Below are 22,732 nucleotides of genomic sequence, written 5' to 3' on the forward strand. Positions count from 1 at the left end.
GTCAACTGTATTCGTCTATGTCCTCGAAGCCGCCCGGTGTCGTTCCCGCGCAGGCGGGAACCCATGCTGAGTATGGATTCCCGCTTGCGCGGGAATGACATCAGCGGCCCGCAAATTCGTTCAGGTAGTCGACCAGGGCTTGCACGCCCTCGATCGGCATCGCGTTGTAGATCGATGCACGCATACCGCCGACGGACTTGTGGCCCTTCAGTTGCAGCAGGCCGCGCGCTTTGGCGCCGGCCAGGAATGCTTCATTCTTGCTCTCGTCGCGCAAATAGAACGGTACGTTCATGCGCGAACGGTATTGCGGCAGGACGCGATTCTGGTAGAAGTCGTCCGCATCGAGCGCCGCGTACAGCAGCGCTGCTTTTTCTATGTTGCGGCGTTCCATCTCGGCCACGCCGCCCTGGCGCTTGAGCCACTGGAACACCAGGCCGGCGATGTAGATGCCGTAGGTGGGCGGCGTGTTGTACATCGATTCGTTGTCGGCCACGTTCTTGAAGTCGAACGCGGACGGGCAAAACGGCACCGCCTTGCCCAGCAGGTCTTCGCGCACGATCACCACGGTGACGCCGGCCGGGCCGATGTTCTTCTGCGCGCCGCCGAATATCAGGCCGTATTTGGCCACGTCGACAGGACGGGACAGGATGTGCGAGGACATGTCGGCCACCAGGGTGGGGGTTTTTCCATCCGCGCCCTGGACCGTCGGCACGAAGTCGATCTCGACGCCGTCGATGGTCTCGTTGGTGCACAGGTGCAGATAGGCCGCGCCGGGCGTGAGCTTCCACTCGGACTGCGGCGGCACGAAGGTGTAGCTGTTGTCCTTGGCGCTGGCGGCCACGTTCACCTTGGCGTAGCGCGCCGCTTCCTTGATCGACTTGCTGGACCAGGAGCCGGTCTGCACGAAATCGATGGTGTCGCCGGCGCCGGCGATGAGGTTCATCGGGATCACCGCGTTCTGCGACAAGCCGCCACCCTGCATGAACAGGATCTTGTAGTTGTCCGGCACGGCCAGCAGCTCGCGCAGGTCGCGCTCGGCGGCGCGGTAGATCGAGATGAATTCCGGACCGCGATGGCTCATCTCCATGACGGACATTCCACTGCCGTTCCAATCCAGCATTTCAGCCGCTGCCTGGGCCAGCACTTCTTTCGGCAGCACGGCGGGACCGGCTGAGAAATTGTAGATGTTCGTCACGACTTAATCCTTTTGAAATGTAAAAACGGGGTCAGTGCCATTGTCGCATTATTCCGCGCACACGACACTGACCCCGCTGGATACCGACCATGGGCCATTCCCGTGACAGGCTCGGCGCCCCCACGGGAATGACAGGGTACTTACTCGGGCGCGGTCTCCGGTGCGTCCGGTGCGTCCGGGGCTTCGCCCGCGTCGCCGGCGACGTTGCCGCCGCTCGGCTCCAGCTCCACCTCGTCGATGTCGGTCTCCACGATGCGCTGCAGGCCGGACAGCTTGGTGCCGTCTTCCACCGCGATCAGGGTCACGCCCTGGGTCGCGCGGCCCATTTCGCGGATCTCCGCGACGCGGGTGCGGATCAACACGCCGCCGGTCGTGATCAGCATGATCTCGTCGGTCGGCTCGACCAGGGTCGCGGCGACCACCTTGCCGTTACGTTCGGAGGTCTGGATCGCGATCATGCCCTTGGTGCCGCGGCCGTGGCGGGTGTACTCGGTGATCGGGGTACGTTTGCCGTAGCCGTTCTCGGTGGCCGTCAGCACGGACTGCTGCTCGTTCTCGGCCACCAGCAGGGCGATCACGTTCTGGCCTTCTTCCAGGTTCATGCCGCGCACGCCGCGCGCGGTACGGCCCATCGGACGCACGTCGTTCTCGTCGAAGCGCACCGCCTTGCCGGAGTCGGAGAACAGCATCACATCGTGCTCGCCGTCGGTCAGCGCGGCGCCGATCAGGAAATCGCCCTCGTCCAGGTCCACGGCGATGATGCCGGCCTTGCGCGGGTTGCTGAAGTCCTTCAGCGGGGTCTTCTTCACGGTGCCCAGGCTGGTCGACATGAAGACGTAGTGGTCTTCCGGGAAGGTGCGGTTTTCGCCCGACAGCGGCAGCACCACGGTGATCTTCTCGTCGTCCTGCAGCGGGAACATGTTCACGATAGGCTTGCCGCGCGAGTTGCGCGAGCCTTGCGGCACTTCCCACACCTTCAGCCAGTACATGCGGCCGCGGTTGGAGAAGCACAGGATGTAGTCGTGCGTGTTGGCGATGAACAGCTGGTCGATCCAGTCCTCGTCCTTGGTCGCCATGGCCTGCTTGCCGCGCCCGCCGCGCTTCTGCGCGCGGTATTCGGAGATCGGCTGCGACTTCATGTAGCCCAGGTGCGACAGGGTCACCACCATGTCCTGCGGCGTGATCAGGTCTTCCGTGCCCAGGTCGGTCGCGTTGTGCTCGATGCTCGAGCGGCGCGCGTCCTTGCTGCCGTATTCCAGCTGGGCGGCGGTCATCTCGTCGGTGATGATGGTGGTCACGCGCGACGGCTTGGACAGGATGTCCAGCAGGTCGGCGATCAGGGCCATCACTTCCTTGTACTCGTTGACGATCTTGTCCTGCTCCAGGCCGGTCAGGCGCTGCAGGCGCATCTGCAGGATTTCCTGCGCCTGGTCGTCGGACAGCTTGTACAGGCCGTCCGCCTGCAGGCCGTAGTGGCGCGGCAGGTTCTCCGGACGGAAGGCTTCGATGCCGGCCTGGCCTTCTTCGCCGGTGCGGGCCAGCATTTCGCGCACGATGGACGAATCCCAGCCGCGCGCCATCAGTTCGGACTTGGCCACCGGCGGCGTCGGCGCCGCCTTGATGATGGCGATGAAGTCGTCGATGTTGGCCAGCGCAACGGCCAGGCCTTCCAGCACGTGGCCGCGTTCGCGCGCCTTGCGCAGTTCGAACACGGTGCGGCGCGTGACCACTTCGCGGCGGTGCGACAGGAAGCACGCCAGCATTTCCTTCAGGTTCAGCAGCTTGGGCTGGCCGTCGACCAGCGCCACCATATTCATGCCGAAGGTGTCTTGCAGCTGGGTCTGCTTGTACAGATTGTTCAGCACCACTTCCGGCACTTCGCCACGCTTGAGCTCGATGACCACGCGCATGCCCGACTTGTCGGACTCGTCGCGGATGTCGGAAATGCCTTCCAGCTTCTTGTCGCGCACGTTTTCGGCGATGCGTTCAAGCAAGGACTTCTTGTTGACCTGGTAGGGCAGCTCGTCGACGATGATGGCCGTGCGGCCGCCGTCCTTGCCGTACTCTTCGTAGTGGGTCTTGGCGCGCATCACCACGCGGCCGCGGCCGGTGCGGTAGCCGTCGCGCACGCCGGACACGCCGTAGATGATGCCGGCGGTCGGGAAGTCCGGCGCCGGGATCAGCTCGATCAGCTCGTCGATGGTGCAGTCCGGGTTGCGCAGCACGTGCAGCGCGCCGTTGATCACTTCGGTCAGGTTGTGCGGCGGAATATTGGTCGCCATGCCCACCGCGATGCCGGACGAACCGTTGATCAGCAGGTTGGGGATGCGGGTCGGCAGCACCGTCGGCTCTTTTTCCTTGCCGTCGTAGTTCGGTGCGAAGTCGACCGTGTCCTTGTCGATGTCGGCCAGCATTTCGCCGGCGATCTTGTCCAGGCGGCACTCGGTGTAACGCATGGCCGCGGCGTTGTCGCCGTCGACCGAGCCGAAGTTGCCCTGGCCGTCGACCAGCATGTAGCGCAGCGAGAAGTCCTGCGCCATGCGCACCAGCGTGTCGTAGATCGAGGCGTCGCCGTGCGGGTGGTATTTACCCATGACTTCACCGACCACGCGCGCGCACTTGACGTAGGGACGGTTCCAGACGTTGTTCAGTTCGTGCATACCGAACAGGACCCGGCGGTGCACCGGCTTCAGGCCGTCGCGCGCATCCGGCAAGGCTCGGCCCACGATCACGCTCATGGCGTAATCGAGGTAGCTCTTGCGCATCTCTTCTTCGAGGGAAATTGGGATTGTTTCTTTTGCGAATTGATCCATTGGTGGGTCGTCTGTTCTTTACTGAGGTTGACTTATCTGTTACGCACGCTACCGTGTGAATTACCCGCTGTCCGCAGACAAGCGTACGATTTTAGCATGCGCGCCCTGGCTGCTGCGCAATTCCGGCCAGGCCGGGGCCCTCCCCGCACACCTTCGGCGCCGCCGCGTGCCGGCCGCATCGGTGCACATCCGCGCAGAACTCGCCATGCGCTGTAACAGACCGGACATATTTCCATGTTATTATTCCGGCCAACGTTGCGCCGAAACAACATTTTGGTTGAATGCGGCGCGGATTCAGTTTGTACCAGTCGTATTTTATTTTGCCGTCTATGGCAAAATGGACGAGAAGTTAATTGCTTGTTTCGCAATCGGGAACCGTCGCGACTTTGGTGCATATGTTAGGATGCGCCCCACGTATCATCGTCGCGCAGTTTTTCTGCGGATATCACCCCGAAAGGAAGAAAAAATATGAATAAATATGTTGCATCGATCTTTGCTGCGTCGGCAGTGATTGCTGGTTCCGCCGTGGCCCAGCAGCCAACCACCCCGCCTTTCGCTCCAGTGACCCAGGACATCAAGGCCGCAACGCCGAAAAGCGCCTACGTGCAAGATGCACGTGGCGTCATCGCCCGCGATCCGTTCGGCCTGTGCTGGCGCACCGGCTACTGGACCCCGGCTGACGCCGTGCCAGGCTGCGACCTGCCACTCTGCGTAGAACCAGAGAAGCTGGAAAATGGCAAATGCGTGGCGCCGCCTCCGCCGCCTGCCGCTCCTGCACCGGCTCCGGCCCCTGCACCAGCGCCAGTCAAGCCGGCACCGGCACCGACCTCGGAAAAAGTCAGCTTCGCAGCCGATGCATTCTTCGATTTCGACAAAGCCGTGCTGAAGCCTGAAGGCAAAGCCAAACTGGACGATCTGAGCTCGAAACTGGGCGCGATCAACCTGGAAGTCATCATCGCCGTGGGTCACACCGACTCCGTCGGCACCGACGAATACAACCAGAAGCTGTCGGTAAAACGTTCCGAAGCCGTGAAAGCCTATCTGGTATCGAAGGGCGTGGAAGCAAACCGCGTCTACACCGAAGGCAAAGGCGAGAAGCAGCCTGTGGACGACAACAAGTCCGCAGCCGGCCGCGCTAAAAACCGCCGTGTGGAAATCGAAGTGGTCGGTACCCGCAGCACCAAGTAAGTCATAGCAGCACCATGACAAGCCGCCCGGTTCACGCCGGGCGGCTTTTTTTTTGCCCGCCGCGCGCCCCAAAAACCGCACCGTTGTAAATTTGAAATGCAGGGCGATACTTGTTGACTCGACATCGGCAATTGCAGGACTATTATTTCCAGAAGTAAACCGTCAGACGACAAGAACTGGGGTTAAGCATGATGAATCGCGCTTGGCTGATCGGTGGCATCGCCGCCGTACATTGTCTCACCACCTTGGCCCAAACCGTGCCAGACGCGGGCCGGCTTGAGGACCGTAACCGTCCCGCTCCCCCTCCACCACAGCCAGCGCCGAAAGTCGTCGTCCCGCCCGCCGCGCAAGCGGGCAAGGCGGCGCTGACCGAGGGCAGTTTGCAGGTGAACAGTTTCCGCTTCAGCGGCGACCTGGACGGCATTGCGCCAGCCACGCTGCAAAGCCTGGTTGCCGGCGAAGGCGGCCGCGTGATGGCGCTGAGCGAACTGCACAAGGTGGCCGACAAGGTGGAACGCCACCTGCAGACCGAGCTGGGCCTGGTGGTGGCGAAAGCCTGGGTCCCGCTGCAGGACGTGCAGGACGGCGTGGTCGAGATCCGCATCCTGCAGGGCACGGTGGAGCAGCTCAAGCTGTCGAGCGCGCCCGGCCAGATGGCGGTGCCGTCCGGCGCGCTGGCCTCGGCGCGCATGCTGCTGCCGCCCGGCGCGGCCATCAACCGGGGCAAGCTGGAGGAAGCCGTGTACCGCATGTCCGACTATGTCGGCACGCCGGTGCGCGCGGTGCTGCTGCCGGCCGCCACGCTGGGCCGCTACGACATCCAGTTCGAACTCGATGCGGAGGGCAAGATCAGCGGCAGCTTCAGCGTCGACAACACCGGCAACCGCTACACCAGCCAGTGGAAGGACACGCTGAACCTGAAGGTGGCCAACGTGAGCGGCCACGCCGACCAGCTGCAACTGACCGGCCAGCTGCTGACCGACAAGCAGCGCAGCCTGCGCGTGCACTACCAGTATCCGCTGCCCGGCGACTACCGCCTCGGCGCCACGGCGCAGGCGTCGCGCTACGAGCTGGGCGGGGCCTTCGCGCCGCTGGACGCGCACGGCCGCACCACCATGTTCGGGCTGGACCTGCAGCGCGCGCTGCAGCGCTCGCGCACCTACAACCTGTACGGCAGCGGCGAACTGCTGCGCCGCAAGCTGACCAACCACCAGCTCGGTTCGCTCACCAGCGAGCACACGGTGACCGAGCTGAACGTGGGCATGCGGGCCGACTGGGCCAGCGGCGAGGCCTTCAACTACGGCTGGCTGACCATCACGGCCGGCGACGTCAAGCTGGACGGCGCGGCGCTGGACGCCGTCACCGACCACCTGGGCCCGGACCTGCGCGGCGGCTTCGGCAAGCTCGGCTTCGGCTACACGCGCAGCCAGCCGCTGGACAAGGCCAGCAGCCTGGTGGCCAACCTGTCGGGCCAGCTGGCCAGCAAGAACCTGGACTCGTCGGAAACCTTCCTGCTGGGCGGCCTGGGCGCGGTGCGCGCCTACCCCAGCGGCGAGTCGGCGGGCGACCAGAGCCTGGTGGCGCAGATTGAATACCACCGCCAGTTCGGCCAGGGCGTGCGCGGCTTCGCCTTCTACGACATGGGCTGGATCAAGGTGCGCAAGAATCCGTGGGCGGGCTACCTGGGCGACAACGACTTCATGCTCAAGGGCCTCGGCCTGGGCGTGGTGTGGGTGCCGGCCAGCCGCATCGAACTGTCGCTGATCGCGGCGCGCAAACTGGGCCACAACCCGGTGGCGGACCCGCTGACCGGCCACGACAGCGACGGCCGCTCCTCGCGCTTCCGCGTGTGGGCGTTCGCCAGTTACCGATTCTGAAGGCTGGCGGGCTCCGGCCTCTCTCTAGTCAACTTGCCGTTTTGGGGTGCATATCATGTCGATGACGCAATTCCCTCTCAAACCTCTCGCCCTGTGCTGCCTGCTGGCCTTCGCCGCCATGGAGCGCGCCGCTGCGCAGCCCGCGCCGGGCGCCCTGCCCACCGGCGGCAGCGTCGCCGCCGGCCAGGCCGCCATCAGCCAGAACGCGGCCGCCATGCAGGTGCGGCAGAGCAGCCAGCAAGCCATCATCGACTGGCAGAGCTACAACATCGGCCGCGACGCCAGCGTGCAGTACATCCAGCCGAACGCCGGCGCCAGCGTGCTCAACCGTGTGCTGAACGGCAGCAGCGAGATCGCCGGCCGCCTGAGCGGCAACGGCCGCGTCTTCCTGCTCAATGCCAGCGGCGTCACCTTCAGCCCCACGGCGCGGGTCGACGTGGGCAGCCTGGGCGTGGCGGCGGGGACGGCCAGCAATGCATCCTGGCTGGCCGGCGCGGCGGAGATCCACAACAGCGGCAGCGTGCTCAACCAGGGTGAAATCCGCACCGCCGACGGCGGCAGCGTAGCCCTGACCGGCCTGACGGTGAGCAACAGCGGCAGCATCAGCGCGCCGCGCGGCGCCATCTCGCTGGCGGCCGGCGACGCGGTGCGGCTGAACATCACCGCCGACGGCCTGATCCAGGCGCAGGTGACGGGCGCGGCGGCGCAGGCCCTGGTCGACAACAGCGGCCTGCTTGACAGCGAAAGCGGGCGCATCGCGCTGGCCGCCAGCACGGCGGCCGGCACCGCCGGCGGCCTGGTGGCCAACAGCGGCATCATCCGCGCCAGCGGCGTGGCGCACAACGGCGGCACCGTGTCGCTGACCGGCGGCCAGGTGCAGGCCGGCGGCGCCATCGACGCCTCCTCCACCGGCGGCGACGGCGGCAAGGTCGACGTGTTCGGCGACCTGCAGCACGGCAGCGTGGCATTCAGCGGCAGCATCAACGCGGGCGCCGGCGGCAACGGCAACGGCGGCGCGGTCGAGACCTCGGCCGCCAAGGTGACGGTGGCCGGCGGCGCGCGCGTCAACACCCTGTCGGGCGCCGGCAAGGCCGGCACCTGGCTGATCGACCCGCAAGACTTCACCATCGGCACGGCGGCCGGCGACGACATCAGCGGCGCCACCCTGTCGGCCAACCTGGACAGCAGCAACGTGTCCATCGACAGTGCCGCCGGCGTGCGCGCCGGCACCGGCAACATCTATGTCAACAACCCGGTCAGCTGGAGCGCCAACACCACGCTGGCGCTGAAGGCGGCCAGCGGCATCGTGTTCGCGTCCGGCCCCGTGACCGACCCGAGCAAGCCGAACTTGGCGGCGCTGGCCAACCTCACCGCCACCGGAAACACGGCCGGCTTGCTGATGGACTACAGCACCGACTATGTGCTCGGCGCCAACAAGATCACCTTGTCGGGCAGCACGCCCACGGTCGGCATCAACGGCACCAGCTACGTGGTGATGAACGCCTTCAGCACGGCCGCGCTGAACACCATCCTGCGCACCCAGCCGGGGCGCGCCTTCGCGCTCACCAGCGACATCGACGCCACCGCCACCGCCGCGCTCGACAACGGCCAGGGCTGGCTGCCGGTGGGCGACAACGCTGTGCCGTTCAGCGGACTGCTCGCCGGCTTCGGCCACACCATCAGCAAGCTCGCCATCAACCGCCCGACCACCGACAACATCGGCCTGGTGGGCGTGATGACGGGATCGGTGCGCGACCTCGGCCTCATCGACCCCAGCATCACCGGGCGCAACGGCGTAGGGGGCATCGCCGGCTCGGTGGCCTCCAGCGCCGGCGCTTCAATCCGCAGCAGCTACACGACGGGCGGCGGCGTGAAAGGCACGTCCAACGTGGGCGGCCTGCTGGGCGACGCGGGCAGCGTGACGAGCGAACTGATCAGCGATAGCTATGCCAGCGGCACCGGCATCGGGTCCGGCGCCGGCCAGGCGCATGGCGCCCTGCTCGGCAGCTGGGGGCCGAACAATTCGCTGGTGCTGCACAACAGCTACTACAACCTGGACTCGGCCAACATCAACGGCAAGCAGGAGCTGGACCAGGGCGCGCTGTACGCCGCCCAGTTCGCCGACTGGCTGAAGATCCGCAAGCTCAACATCGCCGACTACGGTTCCAGCCTGCCGCTCGACAGCGCCAGCGGCTACTACATGATCAGCGACGCGCAAGGCATGCGCGACCTGCTCGGCTTCGCCGGCGACAAGAGCGCAGGCCTGAAGGTAAGGCTGGCCGGCAATATCGACCTGAGTGCCTCGGCCGGCTACTTCATCCCCGTGCTGCAGGGCGAGTTCGACGGCGCCGGCCGCAGCATCGCCGGCATGGTGGTAAACGCCCCCTCGCATGGCGGCCTGGTCGGCATCAACAACGGCCTGATCCGCAACGTCAACCTGCAGAACTCCACCATCAGCGCGCCCCACGCGGGCGGCGTGGCGGGCCTGAACGCGGGCACCGTGACCAACAGCCTGTCGGGCAACAACACCATCACCGGCAGCAGCGAGGCGGGCGGGCTGGTGGGCACCAACCAGGGCGTGGTCAGCAACAGCGGCAGCGAAGCCAAGGTGAGCGGACCGGTCGCGGGCGGCCTTGTGGGCCTGAATGAAGGCATCATCAGCAACAGCTACGCCACCGGCAGCGTGACCGGCACCGTGCTGGCCGGCGGCCTGGTCGGCAGCGGGGACATCAGCCTGGTCACCAGCAGCTATTGGGATACGCAGACGTCCGGCCAGGCCGGCAGCAGCAGCGGCAGCGGCAAGACCACCGCCGAGATGCGCAGCAGCGCCACCTATGTCGGCTGGGACCTGGCCAGCGTCTGGCGCATGAGCAGCGCCGGCCCCGTGCTGCGCGCGATCTCGCCGCAGGCCATCGCGCTGACCATCGCCGCCAGCAGCCTGACGCGCAACTACGGCAGCCGCGTCACCGCGCTGGAACTGTCGGTCACCCCGACCGGCCTGACCGACGGCGACAGCCTGTCCTCGCTGGGCGGCACGCTCAGCTATACCGGCACCTGGCAGACCGCCACCAATATCGGCGTCTACACCATCATCCCCGGCGGCCTGATCTCGAGCAAATACGACATCACCTTCGTCAACGGCGCGCTGACCGTCACCAAGGCCGACCTGACCCTGGCCGCCGTCAACGCCAGCAAGGTCTACGGCGCGGCCGACCCCACGCTGCGCTTCACGGCCAGCGGCCTGAAGTACAACGACACGATCTCCGTGGTCAAGGGCGCAACCATCAGCGCCCCCACCGGCGCGGCGGCCACGGCCGGCACGCACGCCATCGCCATGACGGTCACCGGCGCCACTGCGGACAACTACAACATCCTCAGCGCCACCGGCGGCACGCTGACCGTCAGCAAGGCCAGCCTCGCGCTGAGCCCCAGCAACGCCAGCACCGTGTACGGCGTGAACCCGTCGCTGACCTTAGCCGCCACCGGCCTGTTCTACGGCGACAGCGCCTCCGTGGTATCCGGCGTCAACTTCAACACCACCACCGGCGCGGCCGCCAAGCCCGGCACCTATCCCATCACCCTGTCCGGCGGCACGGCGGCCAACTACAACATCACCGGCTACGGCAGCCCGGCCACGCTGACGGTCGACAAAGCCACCCTGACCGTGCGCGCCGACGACAAGAGCAAGCTGCTGGCCGATCCCGACCCGGCGCTGACCTACAGCGTGCTGGGCCTGGTGTACGCCGACACGCGCGAGCTGGTCACCGGCGTCTCGCTCAGCACCAAGACCGGCGCCGACGCCACCGTCGGCAGCCACCCCATCGTCTCCACCGGCGGCGTGGCCGCCAACTACATCGTGCGCAACGAGAACGGCACGCTGGTGGTGTCGTTGCCGCCGGTAATACCGCCGGAGCCGGAGAAACCGGTGGAACCTCCCGTGGCCACCAAATCGCTGGACACGGTGGTGGTGGTGCAAGCCGCCGCGCCGGCCAAGGTCGAGCCCGAGAAACCGGTGGCCACGGTCGGCGGCGTGGTCAGCGCGCAGCGCAAGGCCCTGTTCGAGCCGGCCAACCAGTTGATCACCAACAACCCCAACATCGCCAGCCTGAAGGACTGCGGCAGCGACAACGAGGGCGAGTGCATCGCCCGGCCGCGCACGCCGGTGCAAGCGCGCATCGACACCGAGGGCCAGGCCGCGCCGGCCGCCGTCATCAAGCGCAAGATGGCGCTGGTGATCGGCAACCAGCTGTACGGTTCGCCGCTGACCAGCCTGGAAGGCGCGGGCGCCGACGCCGAGGCCGTGGGCTACGCGCTGAAGAAGCAAGGCTACGAGGTGCTCAGCCTGAACAACGCCTCGCGCGCCGAGATGGTGACCGGCATGAACAAGCTGATCAAGGATGCCGACGGGGCCGACAGTGTGCTGGTGTTCTACGCCGGCCATGGCCACATCCACCCCGGTTCCTCGGTCGGCTACTGGATCCCGGCCGACGGCCGCATCGACAATCCGCGCGGCTGGCTGTCCAACATCGACATCGCGCGCTTCCTGGCCAACATTCCGGCGCGGCAGGTGCTGCTGGTGTCCGACAGCTGCTTCTCCGGCGCGCTGACGCGCGAGACTGGCGCGGCGAGCGGCAGCACGCTGAGCCGCAACGCCATCCTGAACCGGCGCTCGGTGGTGGCCATGTCGTCCGGCGGCGAGGAAGTGGTGGCCGACAGCGCCTTCGAAGGCCACTCGCCGTTCACCTACTTCCTGCTCGCCGAGCTGGAGAAGGACAGCGAACAACCCGCCAAGGTGGTGCTGGAGAAGGTCCGCGAGCAGGTGCGCAAGAGCGCCGAGCAGGTGCCGGCCTATGGCGCCATCGTCTCGTCGGGCCATGTCAACGGCGGGGAATATCTGGTCAATCCCGTCAAGTAGCAAGGCCAAGAGGTGGCGTCATGAAAGTGTCCGTGTTGTTGTCGCTTGTGCTGCTGCACGGCGGCGCCGTGCTGGCGCAGAGCGCGCCGACCGTTCCGGCGGCCGAACCGTCGGCCCAGCAGATCATCGACGCGCTCAAGCCGCGGCCGGCCGAAGCGGCCGCCGTGGCGGAACCGGCGGCACCGCCCAAGCGGAAGATGCGCAACCTGACGGTCGAAGCAGTGCCGGCCGGGGGCGAATCGGGCGGCGGCGGTGCGGGCGGCGGCGGTGCGGGCCGTGTGGGTGTTGGCGGTGGCGGTGGCGGTGGCGGTGGCGGTGGCGGTGGCGGTGGTGCGGGTGCGGGTGCGGGTGCGGGTGCGGGTGCGGGTGCGGCCGTGTCGGCCGGAGCGATGGCAGGCTCCATGCCGAGCCAAACGCGGCCGGCGTCGCAAGCATCGATCAGCCTGGCCATCCAGTTCGAATACAACTCCGACAAGGTGCAGGCCGGCAGCATGCGAACGCTGTCCAGCCTGGCCAGCGCCATGCAGTCGCCCGAATTGTCCAAACTGCGCTTCCGGCTCGAAGGCCACACCGACGGCACCGGCACGGCGGCATACAACGTCAAGCTGTCCGAGCAGCGCGCCGAGCAGGTGCGCAAGGTGCTCATCGCCAACAACGTCTCGCCCAGCCGGCTGGTCACCGAAGGCAAAGGCGCAAGCGAACTGCTGAATGCGGCCGACCCGGCCGCCGCCGAAAACCGCCGCGTGCGCATCGTCAGCCTGGAGCAATGACGTGGCCGCATGCACCATCCAGGCTAAGCGCGCCGCGCACGCGCTGGCATCGGCCGCACACGCGCCTTTAGCCGGCCTGACGGCGCGGTCCCAGCCGGCAGCCTTGACCTGGTGGACGGACCTCGAAGGAGCGGCAGCCAGTCCATGGCCCCCTGCCGAGCCGGTCGCGCTGGCCATCGTGCTTGCGCTGGCGATGCTGGCCGGCTTAGCCACGGCGCCGCCGCCTGCCCTCGCCGCCGCCCCAACCGCTGCCGTGCCCGTCGCCAGTTCCGCCCCCTCGCAGCCGCGCGCCGGGCGCCATGCACTGATCATCGCCATCGGCGACTACATCAGCCCCGCCGTGCCCCCGCTGCTGGGCACAGACTACGACGTCGACTCCGCCAGCCAGATGGCCAGCGCCATGCAAGTGCCGGCGCAAAACATCCGCGTGCTGCGCAACCGCGACGCCACGGCCGCCCGCATCGAACAGGAAATCGCCGAACTGAACAAGCGCACCCAGCCCGGCGACCGCGTGTTCTTCTACTTCTCCGGGCACGGCAGCCGCTACTTCAACACCGCCGCCAGCGAGCAAGGCTGCGTCGAAGCGCTGCTGCCCGCCGACAGCGTGCCGCTCACCAACGGCCGCATCGCCAGCCTGCTGAAACCAATCTCCGACAAAGCCGACAAGATGTTCGTGTTCTACGACGCCTGCCACTCCGGCGGCATCCTGGGCAAGCCGCTGGCCGTCACGCGCAGCCTGGCCGGGCGTCGCAAGCTGACGCCCAAATTCAGCCCGGCCGGTGTGGCCGACGTGTGCACCAAGCCGGCCAACATCAAGACGCGCAGCCTGAGCAGCGAAGCCGCCAGCGCCGGCGCGCTGCCGCAGAACATCGTAATGGTGTCCTCCTCGCGGCCCGACGAAGTGTCGTTCGACGACGAGCAGGGCGGCGGCGTCGCCACCCAGGCCTGGCGCGACTGCATGCTGCACGACGTGAAAGACCTGGACCAGTCCGGCGCCATCTCCGTCAACGAAATCGCCGACTGCGCGCAAAAGCAGATGGAAGCGCGCTTCGAAGGTGACAAGCAGTTCGGGGTGCAGCACATGATCCTGGGCGGCAACGCCGGCTTCGTCCCCGGCTGGATGGCTGCCGGCAACACCCCGCAAAGCAAGCCGGGCGCCACGCTGGCAGGCGCCGCGCCCCCGGCACCCGCCGCCGCAGCAAGCGCGGCAGGAGCAGCAGCACCAGCAGGAGCAGGTACAGGTGCAGCAGCAGCAGGAGCCGCCGTTGTCGCAGCATCCTCCAGCGGCGGCTCGCCGGCAGTGCCGGCGGCCTCTGGCGCCGCCCTGGCCGACATCCTCGCCCAAAGCGACCCGCGCCGCAAAGTGACCATCGGCGCGGCATCGAAGGTGCTGCGCATCGGCAAGGACGCGCTCGACCTGTCGGTGACGTCCTCGCACGACGGCCACGTCTATATCGTGCTGCTCGGCTCGGACAACCACAGCTACTACATGCTCTTCCCCAACGACCGCGACCGCAACAACGCCATCCTGGCCGGGCAAACGCTCAAGCTGCCGCGTCCGCAGTGGCGCATCACCGCCCAGGGTCCGATGGGGACCGACCGCATGCTGGTGGTAGTCAGCGCCACGCCGCGCGACTTGGGCGTGCTTGGCAACAACAAATCCGGCCCCTTCACCTACAGCCTGACCGACGGCGCCGGCCGTGCCCGCCTGCAATGGCTGCTCAGTACCTCGGCCGCCGTGACGCAGACCGAATGCCAGCCCGGCGCCCCCGCGCGCGACGCCGTCCGCTGCAGTGACGCCTACGGCGCCGCCCTCGCCGAATTCACCGAATTGCCCTAGCAAAACATACCCAGTCCGGAAAAGGGGGGATCGCGCCGCAATGCGGTGCGATCCGAGCCCCTGTAGCAAAAGCAAAAAGGGGCCAGGGTCAAATCGTAAAAAGGGCCAGGGTTATTTATTTGATTTATTTGCCCCACAAAATAAATAACCCTGACCCCTTTTTTCGCGTGCGGACTTTGGCGGCAGGCAAAATCCCGCTATCATGCGCAATATGAACGCCGACCCTTTAGAAATCCAGAAATTTAGCGAACTGGCCCACCGCTGGTGGGATCCCACGTCCGAATTCCGTCCCCTGCACGAAATCAACCCGCTGCGCCTGGAGTGGATCAACGCGCGCGCCCCGCTGGCGGGCAAGAACGTGATCGACATCGGCTGCGGCGGCGGCATTTTGGCCGAATCGATGGCCCGCAAGGGCGCCAAGGTGACCGGCATCGACCTGTCCGAAAAGGCGCTCAAGGTTGCCGACCTGCACAGCCTGGAAACCGGCGTGCAAGTGCGCTACAAACTGATCGCCGCCGAGGACATGGCTGCGCAGGAAGCCGGCCTGTACGATGTGGTGACCTGCATGGAAATGCTGGAGCACGTACCCGACCCGGCCGCCATCGTGCGCGCCGCCGCCACCCTGGTGAAACCGGGCGGCCAGGTCTTCTTCTCCACGCTGAACCGCAATCCCAAGTCCTACCTGTTCGCCGTGATCGGCGCCGAATACGTGCTGCGCATGCTGCCGCGCGGCACCCACGACTACGCCAAGTTCATCACGCCGGCCGAACTGTCGCAATATGTGCGCAGCGCCGGGCTGCAGGTGAACGGCCTGAAAGGCTTGGGCTACAATCCCATCAGCAAGATCTATTCGCTGAACGAAGACACCAGCGTCAACTACATGGTCGCCACCAGCCGCCCCGCATAAACAGACGGCGGCCGCGGCCGCCCACTTCCCGCACATCATGAGCCATCCTGCCCCCACGTCCGCCCCGCGCGCCATCCTGTTCGACCTGGACGGCACCCTGGCCGACACCGCGCCCGACCTGGCCGCCGCCGTCAACCTGCTGCGCAGCGTGCGCGGACTGGAAGCGACGCCATACGAACTATTGCGCCCGACCGCCTCGGCCGGCGCGCGCGGCATGATAGGCGCGTCCTTCGGCCTGTCGCCGCAGGACGATGGCTTCGACGAGCTCAAAAACGGCTTCTTCGACAACTACCAGGCCGCCATCGCCGTGCACAGCACCTTGTTCGATGGCGTGGTCGAACTGCTGTCCGGCCTGGAAGCGGCCGGCCTGGCCTGGGGCATCGTCACCAACAAGCCGGCCCGCTTCACCGACCCGCTGCTGCCGCTGATCGGCCTGGCGCACGCCGGCTGCGTCATCTCGGGCGACACCACGCCGCACGCCAAGCCCCACCCTGCCCCGCTGCTGGAGGCGGCCCGCCGCCTCGGCATCGCGCCCGAGCAATGCTGGTACGTCGGCGACGACCTGCGCGACATCCAGGCCGGCCGCGCGGCAGGCATGGCCACCATCGCCTGCGCCTGGGGTTATTGCGGCGCGACCGAGCCGGCCGGCTGGAATGCCGACCATTTATTGCCGACGCCTCAATCTTTATTGCAACTTGTTCAATCAGTGCTGGCCGCAAACGCGCTGCCAGCCTGATAGATTGTCACATGTCTATTGCCGCACGGCAATTCACCGCGTAAGATAAAAGAGACTGAACAACTTGAAAACCGGAGTACACACATGACTAGCGATGAACTAATCGCCGACGCAGCTGCGCAGAGCCTGACGCCGCAGAGCTGGGATGTGACTGTGTCCGAGTCCAAGTTCTACTGGTACGACCTGCTGACCGACTTCCCGCCGGTGCCCGATTTCCGCGACCCGATGGGGCGTTATTTGCGGCGCATGCAGTTCGCGGTGGAAGCGACGATGGAAAAGCGGCTGATGTTCATGCTGGTAAGCCGTCCCAAGCTGCGTTTCGACACGTCGAAATCGACCAGTTGGGGCTTTTTCGGTCTCAAGCTCAGCATTCCGCTGCTGGTGGGCGCCGACCAGAAGCGCGACTCGGTGTCGATCGAGCTCAAAGTGCCGGAGGACGCCACCTTAAAGAAGCCGACTGTGCAGGTCTTCGAGCGCTTCCTGACGCTGAACTGGGGTTCGCTGATTGAGACCTACTCGGTGCACGACCTGCTGCAGAATTTCGACACCAAGCACGACTTCCCGAGCAAGATTCAATACATCGGCCAGACGCGCGACCCGGCCGGGCGGCTGCTGAAAGGCCGGCACAGCGGCGTCAACCGCGCGTGCGACAACAGCGGTCCCGATAACGACAACTTCCTGCTGATCCAGCGCATCGACTTCAAGCACGAAGGCGTGCTGACGGGGGCCGCGGAAGACACCGAGGCCGCGCACGACCTGCTGCTGAAGGACCAGATGGACCTGCTCGAATGCGTGCTGATCAAGTACTTCGAGAAGGAAGACGAGAAAATGCGCAGCGTGCGCGAAGTGACGGCACGAGAAGCGCGCGTCGCCAGCCTGCAGCAGGCGCACATGGTGCAGCGGCTGCAGGTGGACCTGGGCATGGAGGCGCCGGACGCGTTCCAGGACCTGTATTCCGAGCGGGTCAAGGTTGCGCCCCGGCACCGCTTCGAGTGCAACTTCGACGCTGAAGGCCCATGGTTCAGGGCGCAGGGCAAGGCGTGATGCACGCGGTGCCGTCGACGCACGCCTGATCCGGATGGTCGGCAACGCATGATGCGCGGCGTCTGGGAATGGAGTACAATGACAGTTCTGTGGGGACGACCTGGCTTCGACGTGGGTTGCAAAGCAGAACAGGGCATACCGAGGGCTGGTCACCTCGTAAATACATCCAGAAATTTAATACCTGCAAACGATAACTCGTACGCACTGGCAGCTTAATTGCTGTTAGCTCCACAACGCTTCTTCCCTGGGGCGGGCCGTTAAAAGCTGTGGAGTCATTTACAGGGAATCGCGCTATAACGGGTCACTTGAAGTAGCGTTAAATCTAAGGTGAATCGCTGGTACGTAACGTGCACGTCCGTGACGTACTGGTTAAATTAAATGATAGTGCTAAGTATGTAGAACTGTCTGTAGAGTGCTTGCGGACGCGGGTTCGATTCCCGCCGTCTCCACCACTGAATAAAAACAAAGGGCTCCAAGCTACGCTTGGGGCCCTTTGTTTTTATTCAGGGTGTTCGACGGGCGGGAATCGAATCCGCGTCCGGCACGGACGGCTTTACGGGGAATTCGCGCCATGCATGGCGCGCCCGTAAAGCGGGCTGGCGCTGCTGCGCCAGCCCTCTGGGATTACAGTGGTTTCGGCGAACATGCTCGCCGCCGCAAAAGCGGGTTGCGCTTGCAAGCGCAACACTCTCCGATTCGTCCATTCCGAAGATCGCCTTTGGCGATTTTCCGCGTGCGTCATCTATCGTCGAAAAAACTTCAGCAAGCAACAATTGAAATTGATCTGGTTATGGCCGCGAGATCCGCTGAAAATTTGCAGCGTCCAGACTACGCCAAGGTCTTGGGGTTGTCACACAACGAATGAAAACTGATACAGTTTCCGCATCAGTCAACGAGTCATAGAACAAAAATACCAACTGATCGGTTCGTGTCTGAATGTCGGAACTGACCCCGACGCCGCCGTGACGCCGCGCTACGCCGCCCCGCTACGCCACGTCCCGACCGGAACCAGTATTCGATCCAGCAGAGGTCTACTCCCCCATGGGCACATCATTCTCATTTCAACAACAAAACCACGCAGTTTGTTGTGCGATATCAACGATTGTATGATTTTGTTCGCTCGCAACCATACATTCCGCCCCCCTCTCGAATCACGCCTTCATAGGAGACGATGGACCAGCTATGCAATAAATGCAGCATTATCAATGTTATCGATATCCTTTATCGATAACAGAAATAACTGCTGCCCTGTTAGCATGAACGCGCTGTCAGAACACTCACAAAACCAACGCAGCCCCTTCATGGAGACCTCCGAATGACGCAGCCAAACAATCACGTCGATACTTCCCCCGCCTTCCCCACCAGCGCAGACAACGCCGAGCTGGCGCAGCACCTGTCGCGCCGCAGTTTCCTGTACAGTCTGAGCGCGATAGCACTGACTGCCTGTGGCGGCGGCGCCGGCGAACTGCTGTCGGCCGCCGCCCCACGGGTGGCGGTCCGGGCCGGCGCGCCGACGCCGTTCACGCACCCCGGCCTGCTGCATACCAGCGCGGACTTTACGCGCATGGCGGCGAAGTATACGACCAGCCCATGGTCCGACAGCTGGGCCCTGTTGATCGCCAACGGGCACGCGCAGAGCACGTATTCACCGTCGCCGCAAGCGGTGGTGTATCGCGGCAGCGACGGCGTGCATGCGGAAAATTACTCCAAGCTGATGAACGATGCGGCCGCGGCCTACGAGTGCGCTGTGCGCTGGAAAATCTCGGGCAATACCGCCTACGCCAACACCGCCGTGCTGATCATGAATCAGTGGTCGGCCACCCTGACCGCCATCGGCGGCGACACCAATGCGCTGCTGGCTGCCGGTATCTATGGCTATGAATTCGCCAACGCCGGCGAAATCATGCGCACGTACAGCGGCTGGGCTGCGGCCGACCAGACCGCGTTCAAGAACATGATGTCGGGCATCTTCTACCCGATCTGCACGGACTTCCTGGTCCGCCACAACAACACCGATTGGACCCACTACTGGGCCAACTGGGACTTGTGCGCGATCGCCTGCATCCTGGCCATCGGCGTCCTGTGCGACGACGGCGCGAAGTTCGACGAAGCCGTCAATTACTTCAAGACCGGCGGCGGCAATGGCCGCATCTTCAAAGCCGTGTATTACCTGCACCCGGGCTATCTCGGCCAGTGGCAGGAATCCGGCCGCGACCAGGGCCACGCCACGCTGGGCATCGCATTGGGCGGCGCCATTTGCGAAATGGCGTGGAACCAGGGCGTGGACTTGTATGGCTACGATAACAACCGCTTCCTGGCCGGCGCCGAATATGTCGCCAAGTCCAATTTGATCCAGTCCGGCACCACGTATTACACCGTGCCCTACATCAAGTACAACAACGTCGACAATGTCAACCAGACCGTCTTTGCGACCGGATCGCAAGGCACCAAGCGGTTCTGCTGGGCGCTGGTCTACAACCACTATGTCAACCGCATGGGTCTGGCGGCGCCGTATTCCAAGCAGTTCGCCACCGTGGTGCAGCCGGAAGGCGGCCCGAATATCGGCGAAACCAGCGGCGCTTTCGACCAGCTGGGCTTCGGCACCCTGACCTGCCTGCGCGATCCGATCGCCAGCGGCGCATTGCCGAGCGGCCTGACCGGCTATGTCACCGCCGGCCAGCCGGTGCTGTCGTGGTGGGGCAGCGCATATGCCACCAGCTACAACGTCAAGCGCGCCACCGTATCGGGCGGTCCTTACACCACCATCCAGACCGGCATCACCGACTTGCTGACCTATACCGACACCACCGCGCCGTCCGGCACCAATTACTACGTGGTGACCGCGATTATCTCAGGCGTCGAATCGGCGGTATCAAACCAGGCCACCGTCATCACCGGCACGCCGCTGCACACCTACCTCACCTTTGACGAAAGCAGCGGCACCACGGCAGCCGATGCGACGGGCCTGGGCCACACCGGCACCCTGAACGGCGGCGCCAGCTGGGTCGTGGGCAAGAAAAACAATGCCGTGTCGCTGAACGGCAGCACCGGCTATGTCAGCCTGCCGGCCAATCTCTTGACCGACGTCGGCGACTTCACCATCGCCACCTGGGTCTACTGGAACACGGCCAGCAATTGGCAGCGCATCTTCGACCTGGGCGACGGCACCGGCCAGTACATGTACCTGACGGCCAAGAACGGTTCCGTGATGCGCTTCGCCACCACGATCAATGGCGGCAACGGTGAACAGGGCATCAACCACACGGCGGCGCTGGCCGTGGGGCAATGGGTGCACGTGGCCGTCACGCTGTCCGGCCAGACCGGCACCCTGTACGTCAATGGCGCTAGCGTCGGCAGCAATACCAGCATGTTCCACGCGCCGTTCCGGCTGGGCAGCACCAGCCAGAACTGGCTGGGCCGCTCGCAGTTCTCCGCCGACCCGTACTTCAACGGGAAAATCGACGACTTCCGCATCTACCGCGGGGCGCTGAGCGCATCGGCCATCAGCACGCTATATACGAGCTGATGATGCGCTGCTGATGATGCGCAGCTGATGTACATCCGATGCGGTCCGCCAGGACCGCATCGCCGGGCTGCGCCGTCCGGGCAGAAGAAATCCGCTGAGCGGCTGCGAACAGGCGAACCGCTGCGCTTTGCTGCCGTTGGGTACGCCGCCGAAGCAGGCGCACAGCTGTCCTGCACGCAAAACGGGGCACCAGGGCGAGCGTTACACTCAAGCCCCCAGGTAACCATCGCAAGTCCCTGGCTACCACCACATGCGGGTAGCTCGTTCACAGGGTTCCGAGCAGCTGCTGCAGATCCTTAACGCTATCGATAAAGTACGAGGCCTGGTATTCCGGATGAGTGGTTTGGCCGTCGGCATATTTCCCCGTGCCTACCAACACCGTACGTATGCCAACCGCACTGGCACCGGCCACGTCGGTCGATATATCGTCCCCGACTACCAGCACCTGCTCACGTGCGCAGTCCAGCCCCGCCAGGGCGCTCTCGAAAAACACTTTCGACGGTTTGCCCGTCACCGTGGCTCGGGTGCCGGCGGCCGCTTCCAGCCCCAAGACAAAAGCACCACAATCGAGCTTGGGGCCATCGCTATCGAACCAATACAAGTTCTTCTGCAACGCGATGAGTTCGGCGCCCTCCCGCAGCATCAGGAACGCACGGTTCAGGCTATGGAAATCAAATCCCTCGCCGATATCGCTGATGACAACCACCTGCGGGTGCTTGTCGTCGCGCACGATGCCGTCAAACATCGGCAGTACTTGGGACGGCACCATCAAATGGCAACGCACGCCGGCGCGCGCTCGCAGCATGGCCACGCACACGGTGGTGGCGGTTTGCACTTCAGCGGCGGCGACGGCAATTCCGGCCGCGCTCAAGTCTGCAGCGATGCGTTCGGGTGTGCGCGCCGTGGTGTTGGTCAGGAAGCGCACCTGCATGCCCAGCGCACGCACATGTGCCACCGCCGCTGCGGCCCCCTCAATGGCCTCGCCGCGAGACAGCAACGTCCCGTCGATATCGAACAAAATGGCTCTGACTGGCATAGGGTTTGTCATTGGTTGGCAAGTTGTATTTTTACAGATCTGCATTCTTAGCGACGAAGCCAAGTCTGTCAGCCCGTCAATTCAGCCGCAGCATCAAAGTCATGGGCTGCACCGACGACTGCTGGAAACCGTAATGTTCATAAAATTTTTTGGCATCATCGTGCAGGGCAGGCACCAGAAAAGCCCTCACCCCGGCATGCTGCGAAACGATGGCGGCCCGCCTGAAAGCGTCCTGCAACAGCGCGGCGCCCACCTTCTGCCCCTGCGCCTGACGGTCTACCGCCAACCGCGCCAGCATCAGAACAGGAACCGGCTCCGGCATGTTTCGCCGCACGCGCGATGTCGCCAACCGATGGGATATCGCGCCTGCAGCCAGCGCGTAGTAGCCATACACCCGCTTGCCTTGGTCGACGACCACGAAAGTTCGGCTGGCGCCGCTTATTTGATTGGCCATAGCTCGACGTTTAAGCCATTCGTCGAGCGCGGGTTCACCGCATCCGAATTCATCCAGCAGATGCTCCGCTGCCAATGGCTGCGGCTCCGCGAGCATCAAACTCATTTCGCGGCCTTACTCCAGGGAGCCTGAACGGCCATCAAACGGTCAAGCCCGGTATTCGGGCCAATTGGCGCGTCCACCATCGCTTTGAACTCGGCAAATTTATTGGCATCCAAATCGAAAAAAACTTGGTCGAGCACGACAGCCTGGGCTCGTTCGCAGGCGGTCTCGAGCATAAAGTCAGAGCGGGTTTTACCCAACAGCTCTGCAGCCCGATCGATCAGCTCACGCTGCTCCGGAAGTACCCGCAGGTTGATCGCCGCATCACGCATGGCGCCCCCTGAATGCATACACAATAGATATACAAACTGTAGTCCGGGCCAAGGAAA

14 protein-coding genes and 1 other RNA gene are annotated in these 22,732 nt (G+C 64.8%); 10 read left to right on the forward strand and 5 right to left on the reverse strand.

The genetic code is table 11. The annotated features are described in order from the left end of the window. Nucleotides 1–100: 100 nt before the first annotated feature. Both serC and gyrA read right to left on the reverse strand, forming a co-directional pair. Nucleotides 101–1,195 carry a 3-phosphoserine/phosphohydroxythreonine transaminase gene (serC, locus tag ACSQ8Y_RS17110; RefSeq protein WP_436267634.1) on the reverse strand — a complete coding sequence of 365 codons (1,095 nt, stop codon included), beginning with the start codon at nucleotides 1,193–1,195 and terminating at the stop codon, nucleotides 101–103. 140 nt (nucleotides 1,196–1,335) lie between these two features. Next, the gene (gyrA, locus tag ACSQ8Y_RS17115; RefSeq protein ID WP_436267635.1) at nucleotides 1,336–4,008 is read right to left on the reverse strand and encodes a DNA gyrase subunit A; all 2,673 of its coding nucleotides are present in this window, start codon (nucleotides 4,006–4,008) and stop codon (nucleotides 1,336–1,338) included. Nucleotides 4,009–4,476: 468 nt separating this feature from the next. Between gyrA and ompA the strand changes: the two genes are divergently transcribed. The 10 genes from ompA (at nucleotide 4,477) to ACSQ8Y_RS17165 (ending at nucleotide 20,811) form a co-directional block, all read left to right on the forward strand. Continuing rightward, a complete protein-coding gene (gene ompA, locus ACSQ8Y_RS17120; protein ID WP_436267636.1) occupies nucleotides 4,477–5,196 on the forward strand; it encodes an outer membrane protein OmpA in 720 nt (239 codons plus the stop codon). 188 nt (nucleotides 5,197–5,384) lie between these two features. Then, nucleotides 5,385–7,073, forward strand: coding sequence for a ShlB/FhaC/HecB family hemolysin secretion/activation protein (locus tag ACSQ8Y_RS17125; RefSeq protein ID WP_436267637.1), 1,689 nt, complete (start codon nucleotides 5,385–5,387; stop codon nucleotides 7,071–7,073). A gap of 61 nt (nucleotides 7,074–7,134) precedes the next feature. After that, nucleotides 7,135–11,988, forward strand: a complete 4,854-nt coding sequence (locus ACSQ8Y_RS17130) for an MBG domain-containing protein (protein ID WP_436267638.1) — start codon at nucleotides 7,135–7,137, stop codon at nucleotides 11,986–11,988. A gap of 32 nt (nucleotides 11,989–12,020) precedes the next feature. After that, nucleotides 12,021–12,758 carry an OmpA family protein gene (locus ACSQ8Y_RS17135; RefSeq protein ID WP_436267639.1) on the forward strand — a complete coding sequence of 246 codons (738 nt, stop codon included), beginning with the start codon at nucleotides 12,021–12,023 and terminating at the stop codon, nucleotides 12,756–12,758. 1 nt (nucleotide 12,759) lies between these two features. Then, a complete protein-coding gene (locus tag ACSQ8Y_RS17140) occupies nucleotides 12,760–14,598 on the forward strand; it encodes a caspase family protein (protein ID WP_436267640.1) in 1,839 nt (612 codons plus the stop codon). A gap of 211 nt (nucleotides 14,599–14,809) precedes the next feature. Further along, on the forward strand, nucleotides 14,810–15,505 hold the full coding sequence (gene ubiG, locus ACSQ8Y_RS17145; protein ID WP_436269852.1) for a bifunctional 2-polyprenyl-6-hydroxyphenol methylase/3-demethylubiquinol 3-O-methyltransferase UbiG: 696 nt from the start codon (nucleotides 14,810–14,812) through the stop codon (nucleotides 15,503–15,505). Nucleotides 15,506–15,542: 37 nt separating this feature from the next. Beyond that, the gene (locus ACSQ8Y_RS17150) at nucleotides 15,543–16,241 is read left to right on the forward strand and encodes an HAD family hydrolase (RefSeq protein WP_436267641.1); all 699 of its coding nucleotides are present in this window, start codon (nucleotides 15,543–15,545) and stop codon (nucleotides 16,239–16,241) included. Nucleotides 16,242–16,325: 84 nt separating this feature from the next. Beyond that, complete coding sequence (locus tag ACSQ8Y_RS17155; protein WP_436267642.1) at nucleotides 16,326–17,285, forward strand: hypothetical protein; 960 nt, start codon at nucleotides 16,326–16,328, stop codon at nucleotides 17,283–17,285. A 91-nt stretch (nucleotides 17,286–17,376) separates the two neighbouring features. Beyond that, nucleotides 17,377–17,737, forward strand: a transfer-messenger RNA (tmRNA) gene (ssrA, locus tag ACSQ8Y_RS17160). A gap of 863 nt (nucleotides 17,738–18,600) precedes the next feature. Beyond that, nucleotides 18,601–20,811 carry a LamG-like jellyroll fold domain-containing protein gene (locus ACSQ8Y_RS17165; protein WP_436267643.1) on the forward strand — a complete coding sequence of 737 codons (2,211 nt, stop codon included), beginning with the start codon at nucleotides 18,601–18,603 and terminating at the stop codon, nucleotides 20,809–20,811. Nucleotides 20,812–21,076: 265 nt separating this feature from the next. Here ACSQ8Y_RS17165 and ACSQ8Y_RS17170 read toward each other — a convergent pair whose 3' ends face one another. The 3 genes from ACSQ8Y_RS17170 to ACSQ8Y_RS17180 form a co-directional block, all read right to left on the reverse strand. Beyond that, nucleotides 21,077–21,829: a TIGR01458 family HAD-type hydrolase gene (locus tag ACSQ8Y_RS17170; RefSeq protein ID WP_436267644.1), complete on the reverse strand. Its 753-nt coding sequence runs from the start codon at nucleotides 21,827–21,829 to the stop codon at nucleotides 21,077–21,079. A 94-nt stretch (nucleotides 21,830–21,923) separates the two neighbouring features. Beyond that, nucleotides 21,924–22,406, reverse strand: coding sequence for a GNAT family N-acetyltransferase (locus tag ACSQ8Y_RS17175; RefSeq protein ID WP_436267645.1), 483 nt, complete (start codon nucleotides 22,404–22,406; stop codon nucleotides 21,924–21,926). Beyond that, nucleotides 22,403–22,675 (reverse strand): DUF1778 domain-containing protein, encoded by a 273-nt coding sequence (locus ACSQ8Y_RS17180; RefSeq protein WP_436267646.1) that lies wholly within the window; start codon nucleotides 22,673–22,675, stop codon nucleotides 22,403–22,405. The genes ACSQ8Y_RS17175 and ACSQ8Y_RS17180 overlap by 4 nt, the downstream gene beginning before the upstream one ends. Nucleotides 22,676–22,732 lie beyond the last annotated feature (57 nt).

The sequence above is a fragment of the Pseudoduganella sp. LjRoot289 genome, assembly GCF_964252925.1.
Classification (GTDB): Bacteria; Pseudomonadota; Gammaproteobacteria; order Burkholderiales; family Burkholderiaceae_D; genus Rugamonas.

Bases quoted from the DNA above. Each gene is read 5' to 3' on its own strand.
- gyrA (WP_436267635.1), bottom strand. From the start codon at position 4,008: ATGGATCAATTCGCAAAAGAAACAATCCCAATTTCCCTCGAAGAAGAG.
- ACSQ8Y_RS17180 (WP_436267646.1), bottom strand. From the start codon at position 22,675: ATGCGTGATGCGGCGATCAACCTGCGGGTACTTCCGGAGCAGCGTGAG.
- ACSQ8Y_RS17150 (WP_436267641.1), top strand. From the start codon at position 15,543: ATGAGCCATCCTGCCCCCACGTCCGCCCCGCGCGCCATCCTGTTCGAC.
- ompA (WP_436267636.1), top strand. From the start codon at position 4,477: ATGAATAAATATGTTGCATCGATCTTTGCTGCGTCGGCAGTGATTGCT.
- ACSQ8Y_RS17155 (WP_436267642.1), top strand. From the start codon at position 16,326: ATGACTAGCGATGAACTAATCGCCGACGCAGCTGCGCAGAGCCTGACG.
- ACSQ8Y_RS17175 (WP_436267645.1), bottom strand. From the start codon at position 22,406: ATGAGTTTGATGCTCGCGGAGCCGCAGCCATTGGCAGCGGAGCATCTG.
- ACSQ8Y_RS17165 (WP_436267643.1), top strand. From the start codon at position 18,601: ATGACGCAGCCAAACAATCACGTCGATACTTCCCCCGCCTTCCCCACC.
- ubiG (WP_436269852.1), top strand. From the start codon at position 14,810: ATGAACGCCGACCCTTTAGAAATCCAGAAATTTAGCGAACTGGCCCAC.
- ACSQ8Y_RS17125 (WP_436267637.1), top strand. From the start codon at position 5,385: ATGATGAATCGCGCTTGGCTGATCGGTGGCATCGCCGCCGTACATTGT.
- ACSQ8Y_RS17130 (WP_436267638.1), top strand. From the start codon at position 7,135: ATGACGCAATTCCCTCTCAAACCTCTCGCCCTGTGCTGCCTGCTGGCC.